This is a genomic window from Pseudomonas sp. FSL W5-0299 (assembly GCF_005930655.1).
Taxonomy (GTDB): Bacteria; Pseudomonadota; Gammaproteobacteria; order Pseudomonadales; family Pseudomonadaceae; genus Aquipseudomonas; species Aquipseudomonas mandelii.
The window spans coordinates 84842-102029 of record NZ_RXHX01000011.1 but is presented as its reverse complement, the minus strand read 5'-3'; the positions used below and the strand labels follow the sequence as shown (position 1 = coordinate 102029).

The window sequence follows — 17188 nt, the reverse complement described above, 5'->3', positions numbered from 1 at the left end:
ATGACTGAACAACTGAACACTGCTGAAAAACGTGCGGTCATCCTGCTGTCCGGCGGTCTCGACTCCGCGACGGTCGTGGCCATGGCCCGCGCTGAAGGCTACAGCTGCTACACCATGAGCTTCGACTACGGTCAGCGGTCACAAGCAGAGTTGTACGCCGCAGAACGAGTTGCCCGCGACCTGGGCGTGGTCGAGCACAAGGTGATCGGCCTCAATTTGAACGGTATGGGCGGCTCGGCACTGACCGACAGCAGCATCGACATTCCTGAAGAGCTGGGGGAAGGCATTCCAGTCACTTATGTGCCGGCGCGCAATACGGTGTTTCTGTCTCTGGCGCTGGGTTGGGCTGAAGTGCTCGGCGCGCGCGACATCTTCATCGGCGTGAACGCGGTGGATTATTCCGGTTACCCGGACTGCCGTCCCGAATTCATCGAGTCCTTCGAGCGCATGGCCAATCTGGCGACAAAGGCCGGTGTAGAGGGCAATGGCTTCCGCATCCAGGCGCCACTGCAGAACCTCAGCAAGGCACAGATCGTCCAGGCAGGCGTGAAGCTGGGGGTCGATTACGGGCTGACCGTTTCCTGCTATCAGGCGGACGATAATGGTCGTGCGTGCGGTAAATGCGACAGCTGCCGACTGCGTGCAGAAGGCTTTGCAGCGGCCGGCGTGAGCGACCCAACACCTTATTTTTGATTTATTTCAAATTAGGTGTTGAATAGTCCTTAAAAATCAGTATTATACGCGCCACCACACAGCGGGTCGTTAGCTCAGTTGGTAGAGCAGTTGGCTTTTAACCAATTGGTCGTAGGTTCGAATCCCACACGACCCACCATTTTTATAGCAGTTTTAAAAGTCTGGAAGGCCCACGCAAGTGAGGATTTCCGGATTTTTTTTTGTCCGCGATTTGACCTCGGCTCAACGCGGGGTTGCACCGCGTGACGCAGGTCAGAATCATCTTTTGCATCCACGGGATATTCTGTAGCCTTGCGCAGCCTCAACGATGTCCGTGCCTGATGATACTCACTCTCCCGGCGGTACCCTGAAGGGTCCGGAGCCGGGTGTATACTCGACTTTCGCGCGAAAGCGCCTGCAGGTCTTGCGAACATGACGCAAATTTCCGAACGCCTTCTGGTTCAAGCCCACCTCGACGCCAAGCAGCCCAAGCCGCTGACCGTTGAGGAGGAAGCTTTTTACCGTGCCGCCATCGCTGCCGAGCTCAAGGCTCAGGACGCGGTGCTGGTTGCTCACTTCTATTGCGATCCGGTGATTCAGGCCCTGGCCGAAGAAACCGGTGGTTGCGTCTCCGACTCACTGGAGATGGCGCGCTTCGGCAGTGCTCACCCGGCCAAGACTGTGCTGGTCGCCGGTGTGAAGTTCATGGGCGAAACCGCGAAAATCCTCAATCCTGAAAAACGCATTCTCATGCCAACCCTGGAAGCGACCTGCTCGCTGGACCTGGGTTGCCCGGTGGATGAGTTCTCGGCGTTCTGCGATCAGCATCCGGAACGCACGGTGGTGGTGTATGCCAACACCTCGGCGGCGGTCAAAGCCCGGGCGGATTGGGTGGTAACGTCCAGCTGCGCGCTGGAGATCGTCGAAAGCCTGATGGATAACGGCGAAACCATCATCTGGGGCCCGGACAAGCATCTGGGCACTTATATCCAGCGCCAGACCGGTGCGGACATGCTGCTGTGGGACGGTGCCTGCATCGTTCACGAAGAGTTCAAGTCCAAGCAGCTCGAAGACATGAAGGCGCTGTACCCGGACGCCGCGATTCTGGTGCACCCGGAGTCGCCGACCTCGGTGATCGAGCTGGCGGACGCCGTCGGTTCCACCAGTCAGTTGATTGCGGCGGCACAGAGCCTGCCGAACAAGACCCTGATCGTCGCCACCGATCGCGGCATCTTCTACAAGATGCAGCAGCTGTGCCCGGACAAGGTCTTCATCGAAGCCCCAACGGCTGGTAACGGCGCAGCGTGCCGCAGTTGCGCACATTGCCCGTGGATGGCGATGAACACCCTTGAGCGCACGCTGAAGTGCTTGAAGGAGGGGACGAACGAGATCTTTGTGGATCCGGCGTTGATTCCGCAGGCGATTCGGCCGTTGAAGCGGATGCTCGACTTCACCCAGGCTGCTCGGATGAAACTGGCCGGTAACGCTTAAGTACGCGCAAAAACTGTGGGATAAAAACTGTGGGAGCGAGCCTGCTCGCGATGGCGGTCCGTCAGTCACATGTATGTTGACTGAGGCACCGCCATCGCGAGCAGGCTCGCTCCCACAGTGGTTTTTGCTTCCCGCAGCTACTTGTTCTTCTTCGGAATGCGCACGAGCTGCGTGTTCGAGTACATGTCATGCCAGCTGCGTTTCTGTTTATCGAACAGCGACCAGAAGAACCCAAGGCCAACGCACAACAGCGATGCGATCGACACGACAAACCGCAGCAGCGCCTGCCACAGGCTGATGGACGAACCATCCGCGTTCTGCACGCGAATGCACCACACCTGCATACCCAGCGTCTGACCGGACCAGGTCCAGAACTTGGCAAAAAAACCAAACAACACAAACAGCAACACCGTCGATAGCAGCGGATCACCGTCCAGCGCGCCGGATTCGGTCAATGTGCGCATTTTGTCTTCGCCGATGATCGCCATCTGGATCATCTTGTAAATGCCGCTGGTGACGATCAGCAGGGCGGTGCACAAGAGGAAGTCATAGAACATCGCTGCCAGGCGACGGCCCAGGGTGGCGGCGGGAAAGTCGCCCTGGGGGTTGAGCAGGTGTTTCGACATGACAGCCTCTGGACGGAAAAAAAGCTATTTTACGGATTTACGCGCACAAAAAAGCCCCTGATGTCAGCATCAGGGGCTTTTTCGTTACAGAAGATTAGGCTTCTGCTTGTACTTCGTCAGCCTGCATGCCTTTCTGGCCTTGCACAGCAACGAAAGTCACTTTCTGGCCTTCTTTCAGGCTTTTGAAGCCGTTGCCCTGAATAGCGCGGAAATGCACGAACAGATCCGGACCGCTTTCTGGAGTGATAAAACCAAAACCTTTCTCGTCGTTAAACCACTTGACGGTACCGCTCTGACGTTGGGACATTTCTTATTTCCTTTGACGCAAAAATTAATGACAGTCTCCTTCTCATGAAAGAGTACTGGGGCTGGTTGCAGGAGAGTAAGAAGACGTCGAACGGGATGTAGCTAACTTGTAGGCTACTGCCCAGGTCACGATTCCAAGCGACCCATGCAAACACAGTGAACAAACTCTACGCCAACTACGTGAGAAAAAACAAGCCCTGTGAGAGCCCCGGTTTTGCTCAGGTTGATGGCGATAGCGTGTCCACTAGTGCGGGCTTATTCGATCGGGTTGTTCAATTGTTTTCGAACGTTATAAGCAACGTTCATAAACGAAGCTTAGAGCCAAAGACATGCACTGTTTTATGGCGGTTGCGTTACACATTAGTGCACTGTTAACGCAACCGCGTTACTTATAGAAACAGTCAATCAGCCGCGATAGTAGCGTTGTGGAACAAATGGCATTTTGCTTACAAGCAAAGGCACCTTTTTCCCACGAACAATCGCCCATACGGGTGTATCAATAGCGATATAAGCGCTGTCGAGGTAGCCCATGGCTAAAGGTCCGCCCAGAGTCGGGCCGAAACCACCGCTGCACACAGCGCCGATGATGTCGCCTGCTTCGTTGACGATTTCCGCGCCTTCACGCACCGGTGTACGTTCCTGAGGCAACAGGCCCACACGCTTGCGGTTGACGCCGGCTTGTTGTTGCGCGAACACAGTCTCTGCGCCAGGGAAGCCGCCGGCCCGTGCGCCATCGGCGCGACGTGGCTTGGAGATGGCCCACAGCAGGCTGGCCTCGATCGGAGTGGTCTCGGTGTTCATGTCGTGGCCGTAGAGGCACAGGCCGGCTTCCAGGCGCAGGGAGTCGCGAGCGCCGAGGCCGATGGCCGCCACTTCAGGCTCAGCCAGCAGCGCGCGCGCCAAGACTTCGGCGTTGGCGGCCGGTACGGAGATTTCGAAGCCGTCTTCACCGGTGTAGCCCGAACGGCTGACAAAGCATTCGACACCCAGCAGTTTCACTCGGGTGAACTGCATGAAAGTCATCTTCGCGACTTCAGGCGCCAGACGAGCGAGCACGGTCACGGCAGCCGGGCCTTGCAGGGCCAGCAGCGCGCGTTCTTCGAACAGCGGTTCGATTGTGCACTGGTCGCCAATGTGCTTTTGCAGATGCGCAAGGTCCTGATCCTTGCAGGCGGCGTTGACCACCAGGAACAGTTCGTCGTTACCCAGGTTGGCGACCATCAGGTCGTCGAGGATTCCGCCGGTTTCATTGGTGAACATCGCGTAGCGCTGCATGCCCACCGGCAGGTCGATGATGTCCACCGGCACCAGGGTTTCCAGGGCCTTGGCGGCATTGGCGCCGGTCAGGCGGATCTGGCCCATGTGCGAGACATCGAACAGCCCGGCCTGATCACGGGTGTGCTGGTGTTCTTTCATCACGCCCAACGGGTATTGCACCGGCATGTCGTAGCCGGCGAACGGCACCATGCGCGCGCCGAGTTCGATGTGCAGTGCATGCAGCGGGGTTTTCAGCAATTGTTCGGTGGACATATTCAGCTCCTGAAAAAGTGTGCGGATGCGCGTGGGCATCAGCACTCGATAATGTTGACCGCCAAACCGCCACGGGCGGTTTCCTTGTATTTGCTTTTCATGTCGGCGCCGGTCTGGCGCATGGTGCGGATGACCTTGTCGAGGGAGACGAAGTGCTGACCGTCACCGCGCAGGGCCATGCGCACGGCATTGATGGCTTTCACCGAACCCATGGCGTTGCGCTCGATGCAAGGCACTTGCACCAGCCCGCCAATCGGGTCGCAGGTCAGGCCCAAGTTGTGTTCCATGCCGATTTCCGCCGCGTTTTCCACTTGCTGCACCGTGCCGCCAAGCACTTCGCACAGCGCGCCGGCTGCCATGGAACAGGCGACGCCGACTTCACCCTGACAACCGACTTCGGCGCCAGAGATCGAGGCGTTTTCTTTATAGAGAATGCCGATGGCGGCGGCGGTCAGCAGAAAGCGCACGACGCCGTCTTCGTTGGCGCCGGGGATGAAGCGCATGTAGTAATGCAGCACCGCCGGGACGATGCCCGCTGCTCCGTTGGTGGGCGCGGTGACGACGCGCCCGCCGTTGGCGTTTTCTTCGTTGACCGCTAAAGCGTAGAGGTTGACCCAGTCCAGCACCGACAGCGGATCACGTAGCGCCGATTCCGGGTTCTTGCACAGTTGCCGATGCAGCGCAGCGGCCCGACGTTTGACCTTCAAGCCACCGGGCAGAATTCCTTCATTGCGGCAACCGGCGGCGACGCAATCCTGCATCACTTGCCAGATGTTCAGGAGGCCGGCGCGGGTTTCCGCTTCCGGGCGCCAGGCACTTTCGTTGGTCAGCATCAACTGGCTGATGGACAAGCCGTACGTGGCGCAATGACTGAGCAGGTCCTTGGCGCTTTTGAACGGGAAGGTCAGCGGCGTGGCGTCTTCGACAATGCGGTCGGCGCCAGCGGCGTCTTCATCGACCACGAATCCGCCGCCGACCGAGTAGTACTCGCGGCTGCGGACCTGTAGGCCCGCCGCGTCGAACGCACGAAAGATCATGCCGTTGGGGTGATAGGGCAGCGGTTTGCGGATCATCGCCAGGTGTTCTTTCTCGTTGAACGCAATGCTGTGTTCGCCGAGCAGGTTCAAGCGACCATTGCCGCGAATATCTTGCAGACGGGCGGCGACGGTTTCGGTGTTCACGGTGTCCGGGTGTTCGCCTTCCAGGCCGAGCAACACGGCCTTGTCGCTGCCGTGGCCTTTACCGGTGGCGCCGAGCGAGCCGTAGAGCTCGACTTTGACGCAGGCGGTGGCAGTCAGCAGCCCTTCACGGCGCAAGCCTTCGGCAAAACGCGCAGCAGCGCGCATCGGGCCGACGGTGTGGGAGCTGGAAGGGCCGATGCCAATCTTGAACAGGTCGAACACGCTTAACGACATGGTTTGGCTCCGGGGTCGCAGTTGTCAGCAGCAAGCTACAAGCTGCAAGTAAGAGCCCGCAGGCTTTTAACTTGTAGCTTGAAGCTTAGAGCTTGCAGCTGCTTTAGGCATAAAGCTCGATTGACGGGCAAGCGCAAACCAGGTTGCGATCGCCAAACACGTTGTCGACGCGACCGACCGGTGGCCAGTACTTGCCTTCGATCAGCGACGCAACCGGGTATACCGCTTGCTCACGGCTGTACGGATGCGTCCACTCGCCAACGATTTCCGCAGCGGTGTGCGGGGCGTTTTTCAGCGGGTTGTCGTCCTTGTCCAGCGTACCGTTTTCCACCGCGCGGATTTCTTCGCGGATGCGGATCATGGCGTCGCAGAAGCGGTCCAGTTCTTCCTTGGATTCGCTTTCTGTCGGCTCGATCATCAGCGTGCCGGCGACCGGGAAGGACATGGTCGGGGCATGGAAACCGAAGTCGATCAGGCGCTTGGCGACGTCATCGACGCTGATGCCGCTGCTGTCTTTCAGCGGACGCAAATCGAGGATGCATTCGTGCGCCACCAGACCGTTGCTGCCGGTGTACAGCACTGGGTAGTGCTCTTCGAGGCGACGGGAAATGTAGTTGGCATTGAGGATCGCCAGCTGCGAAGCGCGCTTGAGGCCGGCGCCGCCCATCATCCGAATGTACATCCAGGTGATTGGCAGAATGCTCGCGCTGCCGAACGGTGCCGCGCAGACCGCACCTTCTTTACGCTCCATGGTGCCGTGACCCGGCAGGAACGGGGTCAGGTGCGATTTCACGCCAATCGGGCCAACGCCCGGGCCGCCACCACCGTGGGGAATGCAGAAGGTTTTGTGCAGGTTCAGGTGGGACACGTCGCCGCCGAACTTGCCCGGGGCGCAGAGGCCGACCATCGCGTTCATGTTGGCGCCGTCGATGTACACCTGGCCGCCGTGGTCATGAATGATGCCGCAGATTTCACGGATGCCTTCTTCGAACACGCCGTGGGTCGACGGGTAAGTGATCATCAATGCTGCGAGGTGTTCGCGGTGCTCGATGGCCTTGGCGCGCAGGTCTTCGATGTCGACGTTGCCGCGGGCATCGCACGCGGTGACGACTACGCGCATGCCGGCCATATTGGCGGTGGCCGGGTTGGTGCCGTGGGCAGAGGACGGGATCAGGCAGATGTCGCGACGGTCTTCGCCACGGCTCTGGTGATAGGCGCGAATTGCCAGCAGGCCGGCGTATTCACCCTGGGAACCGGCGTTCGGTTGCAGCGAGATCGCGTCGTAACCGGTGGCGGCGCAGAGCATCGCTTCCAGTTCGTCGGTCAGCTGTTGGTAACCGGCGCTTTGCTCGGCCGGGGCGAACGGGTGCAGGGCACCGAACTCGGCCCAGGTGACCGGGATCATTTCGCTGGCGGCGTTGAGTTTCATGGTGCACGAACCCAGCGGGATCATGGTGCGATCCAGGGCCAGGTCCTTGTCGGCCAGCTTGCGCAGGTAGCGCATCAGCTCGGTTTCCGAGTGATAACGGTTGAACACCGGGTGGCTGAGGATCGGAGATTGGCGAACCAGCGCGGCCGGGAGGGTGCTGACCACGGAACCGGCGAGGGCGGCGAAGTCTGGCAGCGCCTTAGCGTCGGCGAACAGGCCCCACAGGGTTTCCACGTCGGCTTGCGAAGTGGTTTCGTCGAGGGACAGGCCCAGACGCTCGGCATCCACGACGCGCAGGTTGATCTGCTGGGCGCGAGCCTTGTCGTGCAACGCGCCAGTGTTGGCGCCGGTTTTAATGGTCAACGTGTCGAAGAAGCTTTCTTGCTCGACCGTCAGCCCCAGTGCGCTCAAGCCCTTGGCCAGAATCGCGGTCAGGTGATGAATGCGGTTGGCGATCTGCGTCAGGCCTTTCGGGCCGTGGTACACGGCGTACATGCTGGCGATGTTGGCCAACAAAACCTGCGCGGTGCAGATGTTCGACGTGGCCTTCTCGCGGCGGATGTGTTGCTCGCGGGTTTGCATCGCCAGGCGCAGGGCCGGTTTGCCGAAACGGTCCACGGAGACACCGACCAGACGGCCCGGCATGTCGCGCTTGAACGCATCTTTCGTCGAGAAGTAAGCCGCGTGCGGGCCACCGAAGCCCAGCGGCACGCCGAAGCGTTGCGCGCTGCCGATGGCCACGTCGGCGCCGAACTCACCCGGAGGGGTCAGCACGGTCAGGGCCAACAGGTCGGCGGCGACGGCGACCAGCGCGTTGGCGGCGTGGAAGCGTTCGGTCAGTTCGCGGTAATCGAAGACGTCACCGTTGCTCGCCGGGTATTGCAGCAAGGCGCCGAAGAACGGTGTCACGTCAGTCAGTGCCTGCTCGTCACCAACGACCACGTCGATACCCAGCGGCTCGGCACGGGTGCGCAGCACGTCGAGGGTTTGCGGGTGGCAATGCACGGACGCGAAGAAGGCGTGGCTGCCCTTGTTCTTGCTCAGGCGTTTGCAAAAGGTCATCGCTTCGGCGGCGGCGGTGGCTTCGTCGAGCAAGGATGCGTTGGCGATCGGCAGGCCGGTCAGGTCGCTGATCAGGGTCTGGAAGTTCAGCAGCGCTTCGAGACGACCTTGGGAGATTTCTGGCTGGTACGGGGTGTACGCGGTGTACCAGGCCGGGTTTTCCAGCAGGTTGCGCAGGATCGGCGACGGCGTGTGGGTGCCGTAGTAACCCTGGCCGATGAAGGTCTTGAACAGCTGGTTTTTGCCGGCGATGGACTTGATCAAGGCCAGGGCATCGGCTTCGCTCAGGCCGTCTTCGAGACCGAGGACGCTGGTGCCTTTGATGCTTTCCGGGATGACGCTGGCGCTCAGGGCTTCCAGGGAGTCAAAACCGAGGCTGTTGAGCATGGCTTGCTCGTCGCCGGAACGCGGGCCGATGTGGCGGGCGATGAATTCGTTGGCGGTCGTCAGGTTGACTTGAGTCATGTCAGCGCTCCTCAGGCTTCGGCGTTGGCTTTGATCAGACGGTCGTAAGCGTCCTGATCCAGCAGTTTGGCGACAGCCGAAGCGTCGGTTGGCTGAAAGCGGAAGAACCAGCCTTCGCCCAGCGGATCTTCGTTGACCAGTTCAGGGCTGCTCTCGAGGGCCGGGTTGGTCTCGACCACTTCACCGTCCAAAGGCATGTACACGCCGCTGGCGGCTTTTACCGATTCCACGGTGGCGGCTTCGGCGCCTTTGTCGTAGGACTGCAGCTCAGGCAGTTGTACGAAAACCACGTCGCCCAAGGCGTTCTGTGCGAAGGCGGTGATGCCGACAGTGACGCTGCCGTCAGCTTCGGTGCGCAGCCATTCGTGATCTTCAGTAAAACGCAACTCGCTCATGGAAACTCCTAAGGGGGCCAGACTTGTCTGGTGGACGCGATGGAATGCTTGGGCTAAAGCCCTGCTTTATGGCGGGTTACTAAGCAATTTCGCGGCCAATGTTTCTTTATCGTTATAAATCAATAGCTTAGTTGATATTGCGATGCGCAACAGATTGATGGCTGTAGCGAAATCGCTACAGCAAGAGGCGAAGAAAAAAGCCTAGGTGGATCAAAGCCTTGCACAGCGGTGATCAGGGGAGGGTGTAGCGATATCGTTCCGCTGTAGCGCTTTCAGTACAGATGGAGGTCGTTTTTAAACAGGTCTTCAGGCCAGACACAAACCCCTACAGTTGTTTTGTGCCGGTTGGGAGATTGTATATCCGGCCTCACGGCTTATTGGGAATGCCGTACTTGCGCAGTCGATGGGCGATCGCCGTGTGGGAAGTTTGCAGGCGGCTGGCCAGTTGCCGGGTAGAGGGGTAGCTGACGTAGAGTTTTTCCAGCAGCGTCTTTTCGAACTCTTCCATCGCCTGCTCCAGGCTATCGACATCGCTGTCACTCTGGCGCGCCACCGAGGTGCCGGCGATGTCGAGGTCGCCGATGTCCACCAGGCTGCTTTCGCAAATCGCCGCCGCACGGAAGATCACGTTCTGCAATTGCCGCACGTTGCCCGGCCAGCGGTTACCCAGCAGTGCAGGATAAGTCCCGGGCGCCAGACGACAGACCGGGCGCTGGATCTGTGCGCAGGCCTGCTGCATGAAATAGCGCGCCAGCAGCAGGATGTCCTGACCGCGTTCACGCAGGGGCGGGACTTCGACATTCAGGACGTTGAGGCGATAGAACAAGTCTTCGCGGAACGAACCTTCGCTGACCATTTTTTCCAGGTTGCGGTGAGTTGCGCTGAGGATTCGCACATTGACCTTTACCTCGCGATCACCCCCGACTCGCCGGAAGCTGCCGTCGTTGAGGAACCTCAGCAACTTCGCCTGCAGGTACGGCGACATTTCACCGATTTCATCGAGAAACACCGTGCCCTGGTTGGCCAGTTCCATCAGCCCCGGTTTGCCGCCCCGTTGCGCACCGGTAAAGGCGCCAGGGGCGTAGCCGAACAGTTCGCTTTCGGCGAGGTTCTCCGGCAATGCGGCGCAGTTCAGCGCCAGGAACGGCGAACCGTGCCGGGCGCTGATGGCATGGCAGGCCCGCGCCACCAGTTCTTTGCCGGTTCCGGTTTCGCCCTGGATCAGCAACGGCGCATCCAGTGCTGCCACGCGCTGGGCGCGTGCCTTGAGGGTACGGATCGCCGGGGACTCGCCGAGCAACGCGTCGAAACCTTCGGCATGGTCGTGGTGCAGCGCCGAGAGGCGTTCGCCGATGCGGTTCGGTTGATACAAGGTCAGCAGGGCGCCGGCGTCGGTGATCGGGGTGGCGTCGAGCAGCAGGGTCTGGCCGTTGACGGTGATCTCGCGCAGCGGCAGGCGGAAGCCGTTTTCGAGTAATACGCCAAGCAGCGCCGGGTCGGCAAACAGATCGGCGACGCTTTCACCGGCCGGTTCGCGACCATACAACGCGATCAGCGCCGGGTTGGCCAGCAGCACTTTGCCGTCACTGTCCAGGGCCAGCACCGGGTCGGTCATGGCGGCGAGCAGCGCATCGAGCTGCAAGTGCCGCCGTTGCCCCGGAAGGATGTCGACCACCGTCATCGCTTGCACGCCACGCACGCTGAGCAACGCATCGCGCAGCTCTTCGAGCACTTCCGGGCTCAGGGTCGGAGCGTCGATGTACACGTTGGGCGGGACCATTTCCACCGCATCCAGATTGAGATTACGCCCACCGAGCAGGGCCAGGACTTCCTGGGTAATGCCGACGCGGTCGATGAAGCTGACGTGGATACGCATGGGGCGGTTTTCAATCTGGCAAGCGGAGGGGGGCAAGTATGCCTTGGGGCGGGTCTCAGGTGAAATGCACGTGTTCAACCTGCAGGAGCGAGGCTTGCCCGCGAAGAGGCCATCAAGACCGCTAAAAGCTTCGCGGGCAAGCCTCGCTCCTACAGGTCGTGGGGCCGCAGTCTTTCAGTCGGCATCCATAGCGAATGAAAGTCCGTCATCGCGAGCAGGCCCGCTCCCACAAGGGGACGCAGGCTACTCAAAGTTTTTGAGATCTACCGGGTCGCCGGATTTCATATCCAGCTTCTTCCGAATGTCTTCAAATACCTCGTCGTAATTTTTGTGAACCGAGCCGATCTGGCTGTGTGTCCTTGGAATACCGTACTTCTCGGCGATATTCGTTATGTTGTTGGCGAAGTTGTAGGCCTCAACCTTGGGTAGAAAGAAGGTTTCGCTCATATCCTTTCCCTGAATGCTGCCATGCATGGTGAACTGGATGCCTTTTTCCCCTTTGTCGTTATTGCTGACCTCATAGTCGAAGTGCAGGTTGTAGCTGACATCATCCGAGGTCAGCGCGTGGCGCTCGATGTGCAAGTGACCGGGGGCGAACGTTGCCATTGACGTTTCTCCTTATAAATAAGTAATGCCAGGTGTCGCCGTGCTGATGCGCGTGCCGGCCTTGCCCTGGACGATTGCTTCGATGTCCGAGAGTGAACCGATCACCGCGGTTTTTCCAGTATGGCGGGCAAACTCGCAGGCGGCCTGCACCTTCGGTCCCATGGAGCCGGCGGCGAAGCCGAGTTTTTCCATTTCGTCGGGGTGGGCCTGGGCGATGGCTTTCTGGGTAGGTTTGCCAAAGTCGATGCAGGCGGCGTTGACGTCGGTGGCGATCACCAGCAGATCGCTTTCCAGCTGTTCGGCCAGCAGCGCCGAGCACAGATCTTTATCGATGACCGCTTCCACGCCTTGCAGTTTGCCGCTGGCGCCGTACATCGTCGGGATGCCGCCACCGCCCGCGCAGATCACGATGCTGCCTTTTTCCAGCAGCCATTTGATCGGGCGGATTTCGAAGATGCGTTTGGGTCTGGGGCTGGCCACCACGCGACGGTATTTGTCGCCGTCCGGGGCAATCGCCCAGCCTTTTTCGGCGGCAAGTTTTTCCGCTTCAGCCTTGGCGTAGACCGGGCCGATGGGTTTGGTGGGGTTCTGGAACGCCGGGTCGTTGGCGTCGACTTCGACCTGGGTCAGCAAGGTGGCGAAGGGCACTTCGAAGTCCAGCAGGTTGCCCAGTTCCTGTTCGATGATGTAGCCGATCATGCCTTCGGTTTCGGCGCCGAGTACGTCCAGCGGATAAGGCGAAACCGAGGTGTAAGCGGCGGCCTGCAACGACAGCAACCCGACTTGCGGGCCATTGCCGTGAGCGATCACCAGTTCGTTGCCAGCATAAATCTTGGCGATCTGTTCAGTGGCGATCCGGATGTTGGCGCGTTGATTGTCCGCGGTCATGGGTTCACCACGGCGGAGCAGGGCGTTACCGCCCAGAGCAACGACGATACGCATAATGCAGTCCTTCTAAATGGGGTGACTCGGTCTCCCTGGTGAAACCCGATCAGTGTGGGAGTGAGCGTGCTCGCGATGACTATTTAACACTCAACAGAGACGTTGACTGTTACTCCGCTATCGCGAGCAGGCTCGCTCCCGCAGGGGCTTTGTTCCAGCCGGGAGAGCCGGGTGGGCCGTTAGATATCCGCCAACGCCGACACCAGGATCGCCTTGATGGTGTGCATGCGGTTTTCCGCTTGCTCGAAGGCGATGTTGGCCGGCGATTCGAAGACTTCTTCAGTCACCTCCACGCCGTTGGCCAGGTGCGGATAGCGTGCGGCGATGTCCTTGCCGACCTTGGTTTCGCTGTTGTGGAACGCCGGCAGGCAGTGCATGAATTTCACCCGCGGGTTGCCGGAGGCTTTCATCATCGCGGCGTTGACCTGGTACGGCAGCAGTTGCTCGATGCGCTCGTCCCACGCTTCTACCGGCTCACCCATCGACACCCAGATGTCGGTGTGGATGAAGTCCACGCCCTTGACCGCTGCTTTCGGGTCTTCGGTGATGGTGATGCGCGCGCCGCTTTCTTCGGCGAAGGCTTTGCACTGGGCGATGAAATCAGCGTGTGGCCAGAGCGCTTTCGGCGCGGCGATGCGCACGTCCATGCCGAGTTTGGCGCCGATCATCAGCAGCGAGTTGCCCATGTTGTAACGGGCGTCGCCAAGGTAGGCGTAGCTGATGTCGTGCAGCGGCTTGTCGCTGTGCTCACGCATGGTCAGGGTGTCGGCGATCATTTGTGTCGGGTGGAATTCAGCGGTCAGGCCGTTGAACACCGGTACGCCGGCGAACTTGGCCAGCTCTTCGACGATTTCCTGTTCGAAGCCCCGGTACTCGATGGCGTCGAACATCCGCCCCAGCACGCGGGCGGTGTCTTTCATGCTTTCCTTGTGGCCGATCTGCGACGACACCGGGTCGATGTAGGTGACGTGGGCGCCCTGGTCATGGGCCGCGACTTCGAAGGCGCAACGGGTGCGGGTCGAGGTTTTTTCGAAGATCAGCGCGATGTTTTTGCCTTGCAGGTGCGGACGCTCGGTGCCGGTATATTTGGCGCGCTTGAGGTCGCGGGACAGGTCTAGCAGGTAGTTGAGCTCGCGAGTGGTGTGGTGCATCAGCGAGAGCAGGCTGCGGTTGCGCATATTGAAAGCCATTTTGGATCTCCTTGGGTTTCGGTTATCCGCCTGCTTCGCGCTTTATGAGCGCGAAGCAGGGCATAAAAATTAATAGTCGATAGGGTCGCGAATGATCGGGCAGGTCATGCAGTGGCCGCCGCCACGGCCGCGCCCCAGTTCGCCAGCGCTGATGGTGATGACTTCTACACCGGCCTTGCGCAGCAGGGTGTTGGTGTAGGTGTTGCGGTCATAACCGATCACCACGCCGGGCTCCACGGCCACCACGTTGTTGCCGTCGTCCCATTGCTCGCGTTCGGCAGCGAAGCTGTTGCCGCCGGTTTCCACCACGCGCAGCGCCTTGAGGTTGAGGGCCTTGGCGACGGTGTCGAGGAAGTTGGTTTCTTCGCGGCGGATGTCGATGCCGCCCGGCTTGCTGTCGTCAGGGCGCAGGGTGAAGGCGACGATCTGGTTTACCACTTCCGGGAAAATCGTCACCAGGTCGCGGTCGCAGAAGCTGAATACGGTGTCCAGGTGCATCGCTGCGCGGGACTTCGGCAGGCCGGCGACGATGACTTTCTCCACGGCGTTGTGCTTGAACAGGTTCACCGCCAGTTGGCCGATGGCCTGTCGTGACGAACGTTCGCCCATGCCGATCAACACCACACCGTTGCCGATGGGCATCACGTCGCCGCCTTCCAGGGTGGCGCTGCCGTGATCCTGGTCCGGGTCGCCGTACCAGATTTCAAAATCGGCGTTGGTGAACTGTGGGTGGAATTTGTAAATGGCGGTGGTCAGCAGGGTTTCCTGACGTCGCGCCGGCCAGTACATCGGGTTCAGCGTCACGCCACCGTAGATCCAGCAGGTGGTGTCGCGGGTGAACTGGGTGTTGGGCAGCGGCGGCAGAATGAAGCTGGAGTGGCCGAGGAAGTCGCGGAACATCTGGATGGTCTTGCCGCCGAAGCTGTCCGGCAGGTCATCGGCGGAGACACCGCCAATCAGGAACTCGGCGATATGCCGCGGTTCCAGGCTACGCAGCCACGAACCCACTTCGTTGATCAGGCCGAGGCCGACCGAGTTGGCGGTGACCTTGCGTTCCAGAATCCAGTCGAGGGCTTCGGGGATGGCGACGATGTCGGTCAGCAGGTTGTGCATTTCCAGCACATCGACGTTGCGTTCGCGCATCTTGGTGACGAAGTCGAAATGGTCACGCTTGGCCTGGGCCACCCACAGCACATCATCGAAAAGCAGTTCGTCACAGTTGTTCGGAGTCAGCCGCTGGTGGGCCAGGCCTGGGGAGCAAACCATGACTTTGCGCAGTTTGCCGGCTTCGGAATGGACGCCGTACTTAACTTTTTCGGTGGTCATTACAGTGATCCTCCAGATGACAAATGAGTCGAGTGTTACAGGGTCAGGAAGCCGTCATACAGGCCGTAGGCCGCCACCAGGGCGCCGACGACAACAGCGGCGAAAATCAGCTTCTCGACGTTGGTGAAAACCGGTTTGTTGAGCTCCATCTTGGCCTTGGCGAACAGGATCGCGCCGGGGGCATAGAGCAGGGCAGAGAGCAGCAGGTATTTGACGCCGCCGGCATAGATCAGCCAGACCGCGTAAATCAACGCGACGGCACCGATGAACAGGTCTTTGCGACGTTCAGCCGCAGCGTTTTCATAGCTCTCGCCACGCACCGCCAGCAGCAGGGCATAAGCCGCGGACCACAGATACGGCACCAGAATCATCGAGGTGGCAAGGTAGATCAGCGACAGGTAAGTGCTGGCCGAAAACAGGGTGATGACCAGGAACAGCTGCACCATTGCGTTGGTCAGCCACAAGGCGTTGACCGGTACCTGTTTGGCGTTTTCCTTGCGCAGGAACGCCGGCATGGTGTGGTCCTTGGCGGCGGCGAACATGATCTCCGCACACAACAGCACCCACGACAGCAGCGCCCCGAGCAGCGAGATGATCAGGCCGACGCTGATCAGCACGGCGCCCCATGGACCGACGACGTGTTCCAGCACCGCGGCCATCGACGGGTTCTGCAGTTTGGCCAGTTCCGGTTGGGTCATGATGCCCAGCGACAGCACGTTCACCAGCACCAGAAACAGCAACACGGTGATAAAACCGATCACGGTGGCCTTGCCGACGTCGCTGCGTTTTTCTGCCCGGGCCGAGAAAATGCTCGCGCCTTCAATGCCGATGAACACCCACACGGTGACCAGCATCATGTTGCGCACCTGGTTCATCACACTGCCCAGGTCCGGGTTTTTCAGGCCCCAGATGTCGGCGGTGAAGATGTCCAGTTTGAAGGCGAAAATCGCGATCAGCACAAACAGCACCAGTGGCACGACCTTGGCGACGGTGGTCACCAGGTTGATGAACGCCGCTTCCTTGATCCCGCGCAACACGAGGAAATGCACGCCCCAGAGCAGCACCGACGCGCCGATCACCGCAGCGACGGTGTTGCCTTCGCCGAAGATCGGGAAGAAATAGCCGAGGGTGCTGAACAGCAACACGAAATAACCGACGTTGCCCAGCCACGCACTGATCCAGTAACCCCAGGCAGACGAGAAACCCATGTAGTCGCCGAAACCGGCCTTGGCGTAGGCGTAGACACCGCCGTCCAGGTCAGGCTTGCGGTTGGCGAGGGTCTGGAACACGAAGGCCAGGGTCAGCATGCCGACCGCGGTAATCGCCCAACCGATCAGCACGGCACCGACATCGGCACTGGCGGCCATGTTTTGCGGTAAAGAGAAGATCCCGCCACCAATCATTGAGCCGACAACCAGCGCCACAAGTGCGCCGAGTTTCAGTTTACCGGGGGATTCAGACATTGCATGACCTCCAATGCAGGAGAAAAGAGACAGCAGATTAATGCTGTTAGCTATTCAGACATCTGACATAGATCAGTACATCGACACATTCCATTGTTAATGAAAGACTTATGAAACTTTTACGGGCATAAGGATATCGCTGGAAAAGCCCTTTCCAGAGGCTTCGGCCAGTTCAGGCGTGAATGATGCATAGCACTTTTGAATTTTGACCTTAGTCCGGTTTTGGCTTTCTGCCAATTTTGTCATCTGTTTTCGGTGTGGAATGGATTTATCAAAATTGACATACAAAACTGTTACACACCGATCCCATAGAATTATCGGCTATAAATAGAAGGCGTTATTTTCCGTTAGTTAATAAACGCTTAAACCCGTTATCCATTTAGTTAAAGTTATG

The 17188-nt window shown here is 59.5% G+C and carries 14 protein-coding genes and 1 tRNA gene; 3 read left to right on the top strand and 12 right to left on the bottom strand.

From position 1 onward, the window contains the following. The 3 genes from queC to nadA all read left to right on the top strand — a co-directional run bounded on the left by queC (position 1) and on the right by nadA (position 2163). Positions 1-693 carry a 7-cyano-7-deazaguanine synthase QueC gene (gene queC, locus FHL16_RS16150; RefSeq protein ID WP_010457444.1) on the top strand — a complete coding sequence of 231 codons (693 nt, stop codon included), beginning with the start codon at positions 1-3 and terminating at the stop codon, positions 691-693. Between the two features lie 63 nt (positions 694-756). Beyond that, positions 757-832: transfer RNA gene (locus tag FHL16_RS16145), tRNA-Lys, on the top strand. A gap of 272 nt (positions 833-1104) precedes the next feature. Further along, complete coding sequence (gene nadA / locus FHL16_RS16140; RefSeq protein ID WP_077748706.1) at positions 1105-2163, top strand: quinolinate synthase NadA; 1059 nt, start codon at positions 1105-1107, stop codon at positions 2161-2163. 137 nt (positions 2164-2300) lie between these two features. Here the strand turns inward: nadA and FHL16_RS16135 are convergent, their stop codons facing one another. The 12 genes from FHL16_RS16135 to arcD all read right to left on the bottom strand — a co-directional run bounded on the left by FHL16_RS16135 (position 2301) and on the right by arcD (position 16794). Further along, positions 2301-2789 (bottom strand): RDD family protein, encoded by a 489-nt coding sequence (locus FHL16_RS16135; protein ID WP_077748705.1) that lies wholly within the window; start codon positions 2787-2789, stop codon positions 2301-2303. Positions 2790-2883: 94 nt separating this feature from the next. Beyond that, positions 2884-3096, bottom strand: a complete 213-nt coding sequence (locus tag FHL16_RS16130; protein WP_003175786.1) for a cold-shock protein — start codon at positions 3094-3096, stop codon at positions 2884-2886. Between the two features lie 404 nt (positions 3097-3500). Next, entirely contained in the window at positions 3501-4625 is a 1125-nt protein-coding gene (gene gcvT / locus FHL16_RS16125) for a glycine cleavage system aminomethyltransferase GcvT (protein ID WP_077748704.1), read from the bottom strand. Positions 4626-4663: 38 nt separating this feature from the next. Continuing rightward, on the bottom strand, positions 4664-6040 hold the full coding sequence (locus tag FHL16_RS16120; protein ID WP_010457430.1) for an L-serine ammonia-lyase: 1377 nt from the start codon (positions 6038-6040) through the stop codon (positions 4664-4666). Between the two features lie 103 nt (positions 6041-6143). Beyond that, a complete protein-coding gene (gcvP, locus tag FHL16_RS16115; RefSeq protein ID WP_077748703.1) occupies positions 6144-8996 on the bottom strand; it encodes an aminomethyl-transferring glycine dehydrogenase in 2853 nt (950 codons plus the stop codon). Positions 8997-9007: 11 nt separating this feature from the next. Further along, the gene (gene gcvH, locus FHL16_RS16110) at positions 9008-9391 is read right to left on the bottom strand and encodes a glycine cleavage system protein GcvH (protein WP_010457426.1); all 384 of its coding nucleotides are present in this window, start codon (positions 9389-9391) and stop codon (positions 9008-9010) included. 367 nt (positions 9392-9758) lie between these two features. Then, complete coding sequence (locus tag FHL16_RS16105; RefSeq protein ID WP_077748702.1) at positions 9759-11267, bottom strand: sigma-54-dependent transcriptional regulator; 1509 nt, start codon at positions 11265-11267, stop codon at positions 9759-9761. A 243-nt stretch (positions 11268-11510) separates the two neighbouring features. Further along, a complete protein-coding gene (locus FHL16_RS16100; RefSeq protein ID WP_077748701.1) occupies positions 11511-11873 on the bottom strand; it encodes a DUF5064 family protein in 363 nt (120 codons plus the stop codon). Positions 11874-11885: 12 nt separating this feature from the next. Next, positions 11886-12815, bottom strand: coding sequence for a carbamate kinase (gene arcC, locus FHL16_RS16095; RefSeq protein ID WP_077748700.1), 930 nt, complete (start codon positions 12813-12815; stop codon positions 11886-11888). Between the two features lie 179 nt (positions 12816-12994). Beyond that, positions 12995-14005 (bottom strand): ornithine carbamoyltransferase, encoded by a 1011-nt coding sequence (locus FHL16_RS16090; protein WP_017340452.1) that lies wholly within the window; start codon positions 14003-14005, stop codon positions 12995-12997. A gap of 69 nt (positions 14006-14074) precedes the next feature. Beyond that, positions 14075-15331, bottom strand: a complete 1257-nt coding sequence (gene arcA / locus FHL16_RS16085) for an arginine deiminase (protein WP_010457415.1) — start codon at positions 15329-15331, stop codon at positions 14075-14077. A gap of 35 nt (positions 15332-15366) precedes the next feature. Further along, a complete protein-coding gene (gene arcD, locus FHL16_RS16080) occupies positions 15367-16794 on the bottom strand; it encodes an arginine-ornithine antiporter (protein WP_077748699.1) in 1428 nt (475 codons plus the stop codon). Between the last annotated feature and the right edge of the window lie 394 nt (positions 16795-17188).